Genomic DNA, 14,664 nt, shown 5'->3' on the forward strand with positions numbered 1-14,664 from the left:
AATGGCCTGACCGACTGGCGAAAAGACGGGTCTTGCATAGAATTAAAGTGTCAGCACAATCCGGAACCTCCCCAACACGCTCGACATGAGGGGTGCTGATGTCGGGGGAAACCCTCCCGTGAACCAGCGGGATAGAGTGAAAGACAAAGACCGGGAAAAACTAAAGCGCCCTTTTGTGGCGCTTTAGTTCTTTATGAGGTGCGGTATGAGGTGCGGTTTTCCGCCGGATCTCAGTCTTCCTCCAGCAACCGCGCCCCTGTCCCCTGCTCACCCAGCCTGTCGCCCGGGTTACGCAATGGACAATCACTGCGCGACAAACAGCCGCAGCCAATACATCCGTCCAGTTCATCACGCAGCGCTACTAGCGTGTGAATGCGTCGATCCAGCTCTTCACGCCACTGAGAGGAAAGCTCTTTCCACTCTTTCGGGCTGAGAGAGTGCCCTTCCGGCAGCACGCCGAACGCATCGCCGATGGTGGCCAGGGGGATTCCGATTCGTTGGGCAATTTTGATAATCGCGACATAACGGAGCACATCACGCGTGTAGCGTCGCTGGTTTCCGGCGTTTCGGATGCTTTTAATTAACCCTTTGCTTTCATAGAAGTGGAGCGCCGACACCGCAACGCCGCTTCGCTTCGCCACTTCGCCGGGGGTTAACAACGCTTTAATTCGCGGCAATCTCTTTTCCATAAAACCTCTTTACCTCAAGTTAACTTGAGGAATTATACTCGCCCGCAGAGAAAACGACGAATCAACCAGGGCAGTTGTATCTACAGAGGGGCAACCTTATGTCGCATCAGCAAATTATTCAGACACTTATTGAATGGATTGATGAACATATCGACCAACCGTTGAACATTGATGTGGTCGCTAAAAAATCCGGCTATTCGAAATGGTATTTACAGAGAATGTTCCGTACCGTTATGCACCAGACGCTGGGTGAGTACATTCGTCAGCGCAGACTGCTGCTGGCGGCGCAGGCCTTACGCTCAACGCAGCGGCCCATTTTTGATATCGCGATGGATCTGGGATATGTGTCGCAACAAACCTTTTCCCGCGTGTTTCGCCGCGAGTTTGACCGCACACCGAGCGACTATCGCCACCAGTTGAATTAATGGCTCTCAATGCAAAGGTTGCTGCTGCCAGGTCATAAACTCCTGGGGCGGCATCGCTTTCGCGAAATGCCATCCCTGACAGAACTGAACGCCACGCTTCAACAACCAGCTCACCTGCTCTGCCGTTTCCACCCCTTCCGCAATGGTTTTAAGCCGCAGGCTTTGTGCCATCTCAATAATATGCTCGGCGATAAGGTGGCTGGTGCTGTTGGTTGTTAGGGTGTCGATAAAGGATTTGTCGATTTTCAGAATATCGACATTCAGCGAATAAAGGTTGTGCAGGTTAGAGTAACCCGTTCCAAAATCATCAATCGCCACTTCGTAACCCGCCTGACGGAACGCCTGAATAACCGGAGTGGTTTTAGGGACATCAATAAAACCGCGCTCCGTGACTTCGATTTTAATTTGCTGCGCACGCACGGCGTAGTGTCGGGCCTTGTCCGAAATCATGGCGATCAGCCGTGAAGAGTGGAAATCCGTGGCCGACAGGTTAATCGAAATATAGAGATGCGGATGCATTGCCAGGAATGTGCCCAGATCGCTGAATACCTCTTCGACAACATAATCCGTAATTCGCTCGCTCATGCCCTCTTTTTCCGCCAGCGGAATAAATTCAGCCGGGCTCATGACCGGCCCGTTAAAGCCAGGCCAGCGTAATAACGCCTCGGCTCCCACGCACTGGTTGTTCTTGATATCAATAATCGGCTGATAGTGGACACAAAGCTGGCGTTTATTGAGCGCTCGCTGCAGTAACCGCCCGGGAGAATTGAGTTCACGATGGGTGCGAGACCACACCAGCAAAATAATTATGCTGCAGATCATCCCCAGCGGTAGCGTCAACGTCGCCTGGTGATAAAGCATTTCATAAAAACGTTTATTCGACGTCGACACGATAGCGGCAATAGGCCGTTTTGGGGATTTGACGACCGTATAAAAACGGTTATCTTTTTGAAATACCGATTCCTTATCCCGAATCATCGAACTTAATAAAGAAACATTCGCGCGCTGACTGACGGAAAAGAATGCATTCGTTACCGTGTCGTATACCCCCCACGAAAGGGAATGATCTGTCGACATTACTTCGCTGTAGGAAAGCGGATTGACCACCACAACATAATTTCCGCGCTGCATATATGTCATTTTATAGCCAGTAAAAAATGGCGTATCGCGATAATAATAGATAGCAACGTCAGGTTTACGCGTGTAATTAGCAGTGGATATCAGATAAGGATTGGCGGGTGTAAAAACGGTCGAACAAAGAAAACTCTGACCTTCTGCATAAATTAAATCCGCAACAAACAGACGACCCCGAACAACGTTCAACATATATTGGCGATGTTCTGGTGTACAACGCTCACCCTGATATTTTTCAGCCTCGTCGCGGGCCAGATCAACCTGTTGAATTACCAGCTCTGTTTTGTCTAACGCCAGTTCAGCAAAGGTGCGTAGTTGGGCGCTTGTTTCCGACACGGCTCTTATCTGGGCAAACCATAGCGCAAGCATCACCGGCAGCATAACTACCATGATGATCCCTACCACCCTGAGCATCTTGCGCCGCGCGCTACGATTCATTTCCCGCCCTATATCCCTGCATGTTGTACGCCTGTAGTAATGAAGGCCGGATGCTTTGTTTAACAGGTGATTACGTTGCATGAATCATGCGAAGTTAGCAACTGACTTTTAGTATTAAAAATCTTAATTTTCGTTATGACGATAATATTTTCCCGTAAGCTAAACTGTAAGTATTCGTTCCGTTTCAATTAAGGAAAATAATTATCCAGCGGGTACGGGAGGTTTTAAGATAACACAACAGAGGATCGTTGATTAAGCCAAACTTCTGACAGTGTGAAAAAACAACAACGGCAACATGACATTTTATGCTATTTACTCGCGCGTATTTTAGTTTTTGATTTATAAATAATCAGCAGCCACCACCGTTTTCCCCCGACCCGTACGCTTGGCGTCATATAATGCTTTATCGGCACGCATCAGTAATCCTGAAGTATCGCGTTGGCCCTGGCAGACCTCCACCGCCCCGGCGCTGAATGACAGCACCAGCTTTTTCTCTCCCACCACCAGCGGGTTGGTTTTGAGGGCAGTACGTAGCCTCGCCGAAAAAAGGGCGCCCGCGTTGCCGTCGGTTCGCGCCAGCAGGAGTAAAAACTCCTCGCCGCCCACACGGCCAAGCGCAGCGTTCTCGGGGCTTAACTCACGGATAGCCTGGCAAAAGTGGATAAGCGCCCGATCGCCCACCTGATGCCCCCACCGATCGTTGATCTGTTTGAAAAAATCCAGGTCAAACATGAGCACGCAAAAATGGCTGTCAGCATCCTGCCTGGCATTTGCCGCCAGCGCGGATTCTAGCTGCTGTAAAATGGTTGAACGGTTAAAACACCCGGTAAGATCGTCCGTGGTGGCTTTCACTTCCAGCTGCTGTTCGGCTTTTTTACGCTCGGTAATATCAAGCCCGATATTCAGGACTGAGCTGTCCGGCAGCAGAATGTTTGACCACAAAACCGTCAACGGCGTACCGTCTTTACGCAGTGGATGCCACTCGTACATATCCTTTAGCGGCGAGACATTTACCGACTCCCTGACCCGTCGCCGCTCTTCCGGGTCGGGGTAAAACAGTGAGAGCGGATCGGCATGGGCGCTGATCTCCGCCATTGTCCAGCCAAACACTTTTTCACACTCAGCATTCCACAGCACGCAGCGGTTAAATTTATCGAATGAGTTCATTAAAACAGGCGCTCGTTCAAACAGGGTTTTATATTGGGTCACCACACGCTGCATTTCCTGCGCTGTTTTTTCACGAACGATAATTTCTGAAAAATAGTCTTTTAATTTTTCGACCAGCACCGCAACAATACTTTTCAGGATGGCCAGAGAATATAACGGCTCAGCAAACGCCAGAAAGAAATAGCCGCTGCCTTGTCCGTTATGGGTTGAAAGCTTACATAACACCCCGCTTTGCAATTGCGAATAGCCAGGATGATGAGCGGAGAATAATGCGCGGCCGATATTCTCTTTCCAGTAGACGACCCGCCACGCGCGGTGATGCTTCTCCAGCAGGGTACCGGCAAGAAAATCGGCCACCTCAAATGAGTGACAGGTCACTTCACCGGCACAGACCACGCGCTGCAGCCCGTCAGTATCAACGCTAATCCAGGCCAGGCTTGCCCCGAAGGCCCGGTTGATCGTCTCAAGCATCTCGCCCAGCGAACAATGGGCGTGAAGCTGGGGCATCAGATCTGCCAGCGCATGCAACGCCCGCAGGCTGTCATTAACAATCTCACGTCGTTTTTCTTTCATTTTTTTCGCAGATTATTAAGCGTTAAACCGGACGCAACTTTCTTCAGATTCAAAAATCGGCGAGCCAGAGCAGGATGCTGAATATCAGCACAGCTGGAGTGCGAGACGTTGTGTGTAATTAAAAACGTACAAAGAGAAAAAACCCAATAAAATTCAAAAACCTGAATTATAGAATGCGAGTAAATTTATTTATCCACTCAAGCATAATCCAAAGGGTTGTTGCTGTAAACGTTCTACAGCACACCTCAATTTGCAGAGGTTTTGTTATCTCAATGAATTTATTACCTGGAAGCGATAAAAGGGGGTCATTAGCGTGCAAAGATATATTTTCCCCTCAATCCTCGTGCGACGCCTGGCTGTGATAATTCCTGCTTTTTTCACCCGTCTGAGGCTGGCGAATAAATCAACAAATGTGATATAGTTCACACATATTGTGTAACGAGAAACACTGTTTCATTCAGTTCGTCTGCTTTGTTGAGGATGGGTTTTATGGCAACCATTACTACCAGCATGGTTCTCCTGCGCTGGCCTTTGTTAAGTGCGGTGCTGATGTTCCTGGCCAGCACGCTAAACATTCAGTTTCGTAAATCTGACTATGCTGGCCTTGCTGTCATCAGCACCCTGTTGGGGTTGGGCGCGGCATGCTGGTTCGCAACGGGCCTGCTTGGCATCACCCTGCTGGATCTCGCTGCCGTCTGGGAAAATATTAAAGTGGTCATGGTGGAAGCCATGAGCCATACCCCGCCAGACTGGCCGATGGTGATTACCTGATCCCTGAGATGAAGAAAAAAACCCAGACCGAGGTCTGGGTTTTTTGTTTTAAACCGTCGGATATCAGAAAGGAATATCGTCGTCGAAGTCCATTGGGGGTTCGTTAGACGGTGCTGGCGCGGACTGCTGCTGTGGGCGAGACTGCGCGCCACCGCTGAACTGGTTGCCGCCCTGTGGCTGCTGAGGCTGACCCCAACTGCCCTGCTGCTGCTGACCGCCACCTGCTGGTGCGCCACCGCCCTGACGGCCACCGAGCATCTGCATGGTGCCACCCACGTTGACCACAACTTCCGTGGTGTACTTCTCAGCGCCGGCTTGATCGGTCCATTTGCGGGTACGCAGCTGGCCTTCAATATAAACCTGTGAACCTTTACGCAGATACTCACCAGCCACTTCCGCCAGTTTGCCAAACAGCACAACGCGGTGCCATTCGGTCTGCTCTTTCATCTCACCGGTCGCTTTATCACGCCAGGATTCGGAAGTAGCCAGCGTAATGTTGGCAACTGCGCCACCACTCGGCATGTAGCGTACTTCCGGGTCCTGGCCCAGATTACCGACGAGAATCACCTTATTTACGCCTCTGCTGGCCATGTTCGTGTCTCCTGAATACGTTTCTTAATAGTGTAAACGCGCGAGTGTACCATTTCCACGCTGCAATTTGCATAGTTGCGTAGTCGGTTCCGAAATCTCCCGCGAACTCGACATTGTTACACAGTGAATCAGAAAATGCATTCCAATACTGTATATTCAAACAGGTCATTTTGTGTCATAATTAGCCGTTTCTGACAGCCGTTTGTCCTTCAAACAAACCAGGCAATCCGTGTTCCAACCGGGAAAGGTGAATGGATAAGATCGAAGTTCGGGGCGCCCGCACCCACAATCTCAAGAATATCAACCTCATAATCCCTCGCGACAAACTCATCGTCGTGACCGGGCTTTCGGGGTCTGGCAAATCCTCACTGGCTTTCGACACTTTATATGCCGAAGGACAGCGTCGTTACGTGGAGTCACTCTCTGCATACGCACGTCAGTTCCTGTCACTGATGGAAAAACCGGATGTAGACCATATTGAAGGGTTATCACCTGCTATCTCCATTGAGCAGAAATCCACCTCGCATAACCCGCGTTCAACGGTTGGTACGATTACCGAAATTCATGACTACCTGCGTCTGCTGTATGCACGCGTGGGTGAGCCGCGCTGCCCGGATCACGACGTCCCGCTGGCCGCGCAGACCGTAAGCCAGATGGTGGATAACGTGCTGTCGCAGCCGGAAGGCAAACGCCTGATGCTGCTGGCGCCCATCATTAAAGAGCGTAAGGGCGAGCACACCAAAACGCTGGAGAACCTGGCAAGCCAGGGCTATATCCGCGCCCGTATCGACGGCGAAGTGTGTGACCTGTCGGATCCGCCTAAGCTGGAGCTGCAGAAGAAGCACACCATCGAAGTGGTGATTGACCGTTTCAAAGTCCGTGACGATCTGGCGACCCGCCTGGCCGAATCCTTCGAAACCGCGCTGGAACTCTCTGGCGGTACGGCCGTGGTCTCCGATATGGACAACCCGAAAGCGGAAGAGCTGCTCTTCTCCGCCAACTTTGCCTGTCCGATTTGTGGTTACAGCATGCGCGAGCTGGAGCCGCGTCTGTTCTCGTTCAACAACCCGGCGGGTGCCTGTCCGACGTGTGACGGACTGGGCGTACAGCAATATTTTGATCCGGACCGCGTGATCCAAAACCCGGAGCTGTCGCTGGCTGGCGGTGCGATCCGCGGATGGGATCGCCGCAACTTCTACTATTTCCAGATGCTGAAGTCGCTGGCAGAGCACTATAAATTCGACGTCGAAGCCCCGTGGGCCAGCCTGAACCCGAACGTGCACAAAGTGGTGCTGTTCGGTTCCGGCAAAGAGAACATCGAGTTCAAGTACATGAACGATCGCGGTGATACCTCCGTGCGCCGTCACCCGTTTGAAGGGGTGCTGCACAATATGGAGCGCCGCTACAAAGAGACCGAATCCAGCGCGGTTCGCGAGGAGCTGGCGAAGTTTATCAGCAACCGTTCCTGTGCGACCTGTGAAGGTACGCGTCTGCGCCGTGAAGCTCGCCATGTGTTTGTTGAAAACACGGCGCTGCCGACCATCTCAGACATGAGCATCGGTCACGCGATGGACTTCTTCAACAACCTGAAGCTCTCCGGCCAGCGCGCGAAAATCGCGGAAAAAGTCCTGAAAGAGATCGGCGATCGTCTGAAGTTCCTGGTGAACGTCGGCCTGAATTACCTGACGCTTTCCCGCTCCGCAGAGACCCTCTCCGGTGGCGAAGCTCAGCGTATCCGCCTCGCGAGCCAGATTGGCGCAGGCCTCGTCGGCGTGATGTATGTGCTGGATGAACCCTCAATCGGCCTGCACCAGCGTGACAACGAGCGTCTGCTCGGCACGCTTGTCCACCTGCGTAATCTCGGTAACACGGTGATTGTGGTTGAGCATGATGAAGACGCGATCCGCGCCGCTGACCACGTTATCGATATCGGCCCGGGCGCTGGCGTACACGGCGGTCAGGTGGTCGCGGAAGGAACGTTGAAAGATATTATGGCGGTGCCGGAGTCATTGACCGGCCAGTACATGAGCGGCAAGCGCAAGATTGAAGTGCCGAAACAGCGTGTACCGGCGAACCCGGAAAAAGTGCTGAAGCTGACCGGTGCGCGCGGCAACAACCTGAAAGATGTGACGCTGACGCTGCCGGTTGGTCTGTTTACCTGTATCACCGGCGTATCCGGTTCCGGTAAGTCGACGCTGATCAACGATACGCTGTTCCCGATTGCGCAGACGCAGCTGAACGGCGCGACGCTGGCCGAACCGGCGCCGTACCGTGACATCCAGGGGCTGGAGCATTTCGATAAAGTGATCGATATCGATCAGAGTCCAATCGGGCGGACTCCGCGTTCCAACCCTGCCACCTATACGGGCGTGTTCACACCCGTACGTGAACTGTTTGCAGGTGTGCCGGAAGCGCGTTCACGCGGGTATACGCCAGGACGTTTCAGCTTTAACGTGCGCGGCGGACGCTGTGAAGCGTGCCAGGGCGACGGGGTTATCAAGGTTGAGATGCACTTCCTGCCGGATATTTACGTGCCGTGCGACCAGTGCAAAGGCAAACGCTATAACCGCGAAACGCTGGAGATTAAGTACAAAGGCAAAACCATCCACGAAGTGCTGGATATGACCATCGAAGAGGCGCGTGAGTTCTTTGACGCGGTCCCTGCGCTGGCGCGTAAGCTGCAGACGCTGATGGATGTGGGCCTGACCTATATTCGTCTGGGGCAGTCTGCCACCACGCTGTCTGGCGGTGAAGCACAGCGCGTGAAGCTGGCGCGTGAGCTCTCCAAACGCGGTACCGGCCAGACGATGTACATTCTCGATGAGCCGACCACCGGTCTGCACTTTGCCGATATCCAGCAGCTGCTTGATGTTCTGCATCAGCTTCGCGATCAGGGCAACACAATTGTGGTCATTGAACACAACCTGGACGTGATTAAAACCGCGGACTGGATTGTCGATCTCGGCCCGGAAGGCGGCAGCGGCGGCGGTGAAATCCTCGTCTCCGGTACGCCAGAGACCGTGGCAGAGTGCGAAGCCTCGCACACCGCGCGCTTCCTCAAACCGTTGCTGTAATTGTCACACGGAGAGTTGCTGTCGGGTCGCTTCCGGCAGCAGCTCTACCGCCTGCTGATAAGACGCGTCCACCAGATAGTAAATTTGCGAACCCGGCAGTGAACCGTCGAGATAAACGGTGCTCCAGTGCGCTTTGTTGAGATGCTTGCTTGGCCGGACGTCATGGTGCTGCTGGCGTAACAGCTCCGCCAGTTCCGGGCTGGTTTTCAGTGACGCCGCCGGGCGACCCTCAACCTCTTTCACCATCGCAAACAGAATATCCCCCACTTTAATCTGCGTGGCTTTCCAGTCGCTGTGAACGCTCTGCTCCGCGCCAGGTTTACTCATGCAGTACTGAAGTAGCTCCGAAATTGTCATCTTTATTCCCCTTGTAGCGTTGCGATAATTTTACGCGAACCACCGTGAATACGATGTTCTCCCAGCCAGATCCCTTGCCACGTTCCCAGCAGTAACCGACCATTGTGCACCGGCAGCATCAGCGATACGCCCAGCAGAGAGGATTTGATATGCGACGGCATGTCATCTGCTCCCTCATAGTCGTGTTCATAAGGGGCGTTGTCCGGAACGGTTTTGAGAAAATGCTGCTCCATGTCAGACCGGACGGTGGGATCGCAATTTTCATTAAGCGTGAGAGAGGCTGACGTGTGCTGAAGCAGCAGATGCAGTAACCCCGTCCTGATGCGCGAGAGGTCGCGAATTTGCCCAATGACTTCATCAGTCACCAGATGAAATCCACGAGGTTTCGCGCTTAAGGTCAGGGTCTGTTGATACCACATGTGCTGCTCCGTTATGAAAGATGAATCTTTCTAAGTGTGCAGCAAGAAAGCGAAAGGTAAAACCCACAGCGACGAGATTTGATTAAAAAAGAGGCAACCTCGCCGCCCGGCGGTTAATACTCAGAATTAACAATCACTTCTTCGCCAAACTTTCCGGCCATGGGCAACGGTCGGTACGTAGAGTTTGAGGCGCGTAACACCCTGATCCCTCTGGCTCCGACGTCATGCGCGGCGGTGATATCGTTATCTGAATCGCCATAGAAGACTTTGATGTTCTTCTGTTCCAGCCATTGGGTTTTGGTGTTTTGGCCAGGTTTGTCGCCGGCAAAAATAACCGGATTCATGCTGGAAGCCGGGATCTGAAAATCATCCTGCAGCGTTTTAGAGACGGTTTCGGTTTTGGTCTGGCTGCGTCCGGTCACAAAGTAAATGCTGTCACCGCGTTTAACGTGCATGGCGATAAGCGCGCGCGCCACCTCTTTAGGAATGCTGAACTCGTCCCAGCCGTTATTCATCTTTTCCCAGAACTCGGGGTTCTTCAGATACGCTTCGCTGTCCGGTGAGTAGTTTTTTTTGCCCCGCCAGAATCCCGGGCTGGAAAACAGGACCGTATCGTCGATATCAAAGCCTACAGCCATTGGCGGGCGCCCCAACAGGCTATTTTCGATTTGGGCTACGGATACCCAGTGAACAGGTGCCTGCTCGGCAAGCATGGCGGCTGTTGTGCCGGTGTAAAGTGGCGTCGGTGCGGAAGCGCGCGCCACGACGGCACTATTTAGCGAGAACAATAAGCAGGCGGCGCTGAGCGCCAGTGTGATCTTGCGCATGTTTTCCCCTGAATATTCAGTTTGTTATCGTTTTATTTTGAGTGAATGGTCAAAAAACTATCCGACCATAACCCCGGGGGGAGATGAAGGGAAGGAGTTTTTACTTATGAAGCTGAATAAAAAGAAGAAGATCACAAAGCGCGGATGAGGTCTGAAGGCCCGGTAGACGCAGCGCCACCGGGCAAGATTTTTGTGCGTCCTGATGCTCTCACTCGGCCCTCTCCCGCAGGGAGAGAGGGATGATAGTGAGTGCTTACATTACTGCAGCAAACGCCTGCGCAACACGATGAACGTTGCTGGCATTAAGCCCCGCCACGCACATACGGCCGCTGGAAATCAGGTAGACGCCGAACTCTTCACGCAGGCGATCGACCTGAGCCGCGCTGAGGCCGGTGTAGCTGAACATCCCACGCTGCTTAAGCAGATAGTCAAAATTATGCCCTGGGACGGCCTCTTTCAGCACGTCGACCAGCTCCTGACGCATCGTCAGGATGCGCTTGCGCATAGATTCTACTTCGGCGAGCCACGACGCTTTCAGCCGATCGTCACCCAGCACCGTGGCGACTACCTGCGCACCAAAGTTTGGCGGGCTGGAGTAAATGCGGCGCACGGTCGCCTTCAGCTGTCCGAGCACACGCCCGGCCGCTTCAGGGTCCTCACAGACCACTGACAGGCCGCCGACGCGCTCACCGTACAGGGAGAAGATTTTTGAGAACGAGTTGCTGACCAGCGCAGGCAGTCCGGCGCTGGCAACGGCGCGGATAGCGTAGGCATCTTCTTCCATGCCCGCGCCAAAGCCCTGATAGGCGATGTCGAGGAAAGGGATCAGGTTACGCGTCTTCAGCACGTCGATTACCGCATCCCACTGGGCATTAGTCAGGTCTGCACCGGTCGGGTTATGGCAGCACGGATGCAGCAGAACAATACTGCGCTCCGGCAGCGTATTCAGTTTTTCCAGCAGCGCGTCAAAACGCACGCCATTGGTTTCGCTGTCAAACCACGGATAGGTCTGCACCGTAAAGCCCGCGCCCTCAAAAATCGCCACGTGGTTTTCCCACGTCGGGTCACTGACCCACACGCCAGAATCCGGGAAGTATTTTTTCAGAAAGTCAGCGCCAACTTTTAATGCGCCCGAGCCACCCAGCGTCTGGATGGTCGCCACCCGTTTTTGTGTCAGCACGGCGTGATCGGCACCAAACAGCAGCGGCGCAATGGTATTGCGGTAGCTGTTTAACCCTTCCATTGGCAGATAGAGCGAGGCCCCGTGCGGGACGGCGTTAAGACGCGCTTCCGCTTCTGCCACGGCTTGCAGCTGAGGAATAATGCCCTCCTCGTTGTAATACAAACCAATACTGAGGTTGACTTTGTCGCTGCGAGGATCTTCTTTGAAACGCTCCATTAAGGAGAGAATGGGGTCGCCGGCATAGGCGTCAACTTTCTGAAACACGCGATGATTCTCCGGAATTCGATGAGGCAGGGATTTCAACAATAAACCGGATATGACAGAAGATCGAGAGCGATATCAGATCCGTTCCTGCAGATGTCGTCGAATCTGTTCAATGCGTTCAGCGAGCGAACCAGAAACAGGCAGATAGGGGATATTTCTGTCTGTTAACGCGCGGATGTACCATGCCTGTTGTCGCTGGCGGAATGCAGCCCCCTGACGGGTACCATCCTGAACAAAAGGAAACTCATCGCCACAGAGCACCACCAGAGAATATGCACGCCCGGCTAATTCCTCTAGCTCGCGTGGCGCGCTGCCAAACTGGTCGAGCATATAAAACAGCGTGGTTAAGGGCGAGGTATCGCAAACCAGGAAGGGAGCCGTGCTGGCCATCGCTTCACGACGCACCTGCTCGCGGGCAATATGCAGCAGATCGTCGCATCCCAGCACGCCGTTCTTCTCTTCCCAGTATTCTCGGCCAAACTCGGCGACAAATGGGGCGTTGAGCGTCGTCGCCAGTGCGCGGGAAAGCGTGCTTTTTCCTGTCGATTCGCCCCCTAATAAACAAATCCGAAAGACAAAGCTACGGTAGACCTCCGGGGACATCATCGTGCGGTAGCGATGGACGTCAGAACGTATCAGGGTTCCCGAGGGCGCATCAGGCCCCTTCGGACGCTGGAGGCGGACATGCGTAACCTGCTTGCCAAAACGCTGGCTTAACACCGCCGCAAATCCGTCGCCGTAGTCTTCGGCGGTAAATACGGCCTGTGGCTGGCAGTGAAGTATTTTTTCACACAGCGTTGCCACGTAATGCCGGTGAAGATCGGCATCCGCATCATTATGCGGCAGTGGTTCAAGCGCATGGGTCGCGATGACCTCCGGCGTCAGCACAAGGTGATGACATTGCGGGAAGCGCGCGCTTAACCAGTGAAGGCGCTTGTCGGGGTCATAACCCGGAATTTCCGGACGCGAATAACTGATGATATAGACCGTCTCACACTGGGCCAGCGCAGCGTTTATCAGCGCTTCATGCCCCACGTGTAATGGCGCGAATTTGCCCACAACCAGACCGTCGCGATAAGGCTTCACTGGGCGCGAATCTCCTTACGCCACTGATATAAACCGTGCCAGGCATTAAACCAAAACACCAGATATAAACCCGCGGTCAAATGCAGACCTCTCATCGCATATAACGGTACCGCCAGCGTGTTTACAGCCAGCCAGACGTACCAGTTCTCCAGGCGTCGCCCCATTAACATAAACTGTGCAAGCACGCTGAATGTCAAAATAACGGAGTCCATCCAGGGGGCCCAGGCGTTAGTGTAGCGATGCAAGATCAGGCCATAACCCGCGGCCACCAGCAGGGCGCAGGCGAGCAGGATAAAGAAATGTCTGGGCCGGGTACGCCGAACGGGCAATACCTCCCCGCGATGACCTTTGAGCCAGTGCACCCAGCCGGTGATGCTGGTGATGATGAAAAAGAGCTGCAGGGTAACGTCAGCGTAAAGCTGAACCGAATAAAAGACCCAGCCATAAAGCCCACTGCCGATGATGCCTATCCACCACGTGTGAATACTGTTTCTGGCAGCCAGCCAGACCGAGAGGGCATAAGCCAGACAAGCGGCCATTTCGGATGGTGACATTACCCCTCCCTGGAAAGGTCTGTTAGTCGATGTACTTCATCGCAACCCTTGATGTCAGGCGCGTGATAAGTTCGTAAGCACTCACTTTTGTGATTTCAGCGATGCGTTCAACAGGTAAACCCTCACCCCACATCACCACGTCATCACCCGGTTTATCCTGGGCATCTGGCCCGAGGTCAATGCAGATCATGTCCATCGCCACGCGGCCCACGATGTTCGCTTCACGGCCATTGACCAGTACCGGCGTGCCGGACGGCGCGGCGCGAGGATAACCATCGCCATAGCCCATCGCCACCACGCCAAGGCGTGTGTCGCGCTCGCTGATCCAGGTTCCGCCGTAGCCCACGGGTTCACCCGCTTTGTGATCGCGCACGGCAATCAGGTTGGACACAAGGGACATTACCGGCTGGAAACCAAAATCCGGCCCCCAGGGTCTGTTCTCCAGCGGAGAGACGCCGTAAAGAATAATGCCAGGACGCGCCCAGTCGAAGTGCGACTGCGGCCACAGCAAAATACCGCCAGACGCGGCAATGGAGCGCATTCCTGGCTTGCCTTCGCAGAAAGTATTAAAAATATCCAGCTGCTGCTCGGTCGCGCCACACTCGGGCTCATCGGCACGGGCAAAGTGGCTCACGATATTCACCGGCTGACGGACGTTTTTGCACTGACACAGACGCTGATAAAACGCGTCCGCCTTTTCCGGGCGCACGCCCAGACGGTGCATGCCGGTATCGAGCTTCATCCAGACGGTGACAGGCTCACTCAGCTCGGCGGTTTCCAGCGCCGCGAGTTGTTCTTCGTTATGTACCGCGGTGTGCAGATGCTGGTCAGCAATGGTCGGCAGATCTGCCGCTTCAAAAAAGCCTTCCAGCAGCAAAATCGGTTGAGTGATCCCACCCGCGCGCAGGCGGATGGCTTCTTCAAGACGGGCGACGCCAAAGGCGTCGGCATCGGGGAGCGTTCGCGCGGTCTCAATAAGACCGTGTCCGTAAGCGTTCGCTTTCACGACTGCAACGAGTTTACTGGCGGGAGCCAGTTCACGCAGACGTTGCAGGTTGTGTCGCAGAGCGCGGCGGTTAATGACTACAGTTGCCGCTTGCATTTGAATTCCT

General features: G+C 53.8%; 14 protein-coding genes. 3 read left to right on the forward strand and 11 right to left on the reverse strand.

Annotated features, from left to right (window positions below):
* Positions 1 to 230: 230 nt before the first annotated feature.
* A complete protein-coding gene (gene soxR / locus AM410_RS05355) occupies positions 231 to 689 on the reverse strand; it encodes a redox-sensitive transcriptional activator SoxR (RefSeq protein WP_014168225.1) in 459 nt (152 codons plus the stop codon).
* Positions 690 to 787: 98 nt separating this feature from the next.
* Between soxR and soxS the strand changes: the two genes are divergently transcribed.
* Complete coding sequence (gene soxS / locus AM410_RS05360) at positions 788 to 1,114, forward strand: superoxide response transcriptional regulator SoxS (protein WP_013095071.1); 327 nt, start codon at positions 788 to 790, stop codon at positions 1,112 to 1,114.
* A 6-nt stretch (positions 1,115 to 1,120) separates the two neighbouring features.
* On the opposite strand, the gene AM410_RS05365 is transcribed toward soxS, so the two are convergent.
* Both AM410_RS05365 and AM410_RS05370 read right to left on the reverse strand, forming a co-directional pair.
* Positions 1,121 to 2,686, reverse strand: a complete 1,566-nt coding sequence (locus tag AM410_RS05365; RefSeq protein ID WP_108647615.1) for an EAL domain-containing protein — start codon at positions 2,684 to 2,686, stop codon at positions 1,121 to 1,123.
* Between the two features lie 339 nt (positions 2,687 to 3,025).
* Entirely contained in the window at positions 3,026 to 4,426 is a 1,401-nt protein-coding gene (locus AM410_RS05370) for a sensor domain-containing diguanylate cyclase (protein ID WP_020882838.1), read from the reverse strand.
* A gap of 489 nt (positions 4,427 to 4,915) precedes the next feature.
* Here AM410_RS05370 and AM410_RS05375 point away from each other — a divergent pair, with 489 nt between their 5' ends.
* Positions 4,916 to 5,197 carry a YjcB family protein gene (locus tag AM410_RS05375; RefSeq protein WP_020882839.1) on the forward strand — a complete coding sequence of 94 codons (282 nt, stop codon included), beginning with the start codon at positions 4,916 to 4,918 and terminating at the stop codon, positions 5,195 to 5,197.
* A 63-nt stretch (positions 5,198 to 5,260) separates the two neighbouring features.
* Here AM410_RS05375 and ssb1 read toward each other — a convergent pair whose 3' ends face one another.
* The gene (gene ssb1, locus AM410_RS05380; RefSeq protein WP_014168221.1) at positions 5,261 to 5,788 is read right to left on the reverse strand and encodes a single-stranded DNA-binding protein SSB1; all 528 of its coding nucleotides are present in this window, start codon (positions 5,786 to 5,788) and stop codon (positions 5,261 to 5,263) included.
* Positions 5,789 to 6,039: 251 nt separating this feature from the next.
* On the opposite strand from ssb1, the gene uvrA reads away from it, so the two are divergent.
* Positions 6,040 to 8,862 (forward strand): excinuclease ABC subunit UvrA, encoded by a 2,823-nt coding sequence (uvrA, locus tag AM410_RS05390; RefSeq protein ID WP_108647617.1) that lies wholly within the window; start codon positions 6,040 to 6,042, stop codon positions 8,860 to 8,862.
* Between the two features lie 3 nt (positions 8,863 to 8,865).
* On the opposite strand, the gene AM410_RS05395 is transcribed toward uvrA, so the two are convergent.
* From AM410_RS05395 to alr, 7 genes are all read right to left on the reverse strand, one after another.
* The gene (locus AM410_RS05395) at positions 8,866 to 9,219 is read right to left on the reverse strand and encodes an MmcQ/YjbR family DNA-binding protein (RefSeq protein ID WP_014168219.1); all 354 of its coding nucleotides are present in this window, start codon (positions 9,217 to 9,219) and stop codon (positions 8,866 to 8,868) included.
* A gap of 2 nt (positions 9,220 to 9,221) precedes the next feature.
* Complete coding sequence (locus tag AM410_RS05400; RefSeq protein ID WP_014168218.1) at positions 9,222 to 9,638, reverse strand: secondary thiamine-phosphate synthase enzyme YjbQ; 417 nt, start codon at positions 9,636 to 9,638, stop codon at positions 9,222 to 9,224.
* Between the two features lie 113 nt (positions 9,639 to 9,751).
* A complete protein-coding gene (gene aphA, locus AM410_RS05405; RefSeq protein ID WP_106503638.1) occupies positions 9,752 to 10,465 on the reverse strand; it encodes an acid phosphatase AphA in 714 nt (237 codons plus the stop codon).
* Positions 10,466 to 10,718: 253 nt separating this feature from the next.
* Positions 10,719 to 11,912, reverse strand: a complete 1,194-nt coding sequence (gene tyrB, locus AM410_RS05410) for an aromatic amino acid transaminase (protein WP_108647619.1) — start codon at positions 11,910 to 11,912, stop codon at positions 10,719 to 10,721.
* Positions 11,913 to 11,987: 75 nt separating this feature from the next.
* Positions 11,988 to 12,998, reverse strand: a complete 1,011-nt coding sequence (locus AM410_RS05415; protein ID WP_025206390.1) for an AAA family ATPase — start codon at positions 12,996 to 12,998, stop codon at positions 11,988 to 11,990.
* Positions 12,995 to 13,552, reverse strand: coding sequence for a nicotinamide riboside transporter PnuC (gene pnuC / locus AM410_RS05420; protein ID WP_108647620.1), 558 nt, complete (start codon positions 13,550 to 13,552; stop codon positions 12,995 to 12,997). The genes AM410_RS05415 and pnuC overlap by 4 nt, the downstream gene beginning before the upstream one ends.
* A gap of 22 nt (positions 13,553 to 13,574) precedes the next feature.
* Complete coding sequence (gene alr, locus AM410_RS05425) at positions 13,575 to 14,654, reverse strand: alanine racemase (RefSeq protein ID WP_050737729.1); 1,080 nt, start codon at positions 14,652 to 14,654, stop codon at positions 13,575 to 13,577.
* Positions 14,655 to 14,664 lie beyond the last annotated feature (10 nt).

This window comes from Enterobacter cloacae complex sp. FDA-CDC-AR_0164 (assembly GCF_003071645.1).
GTDB classification, from domain to species: Bacteria; Pseudomonadota; Gammaproteobacteria; order Enterobacterales; family Enterobacteriaceae; genus Enterobacter; species Enterobacter ludwigii.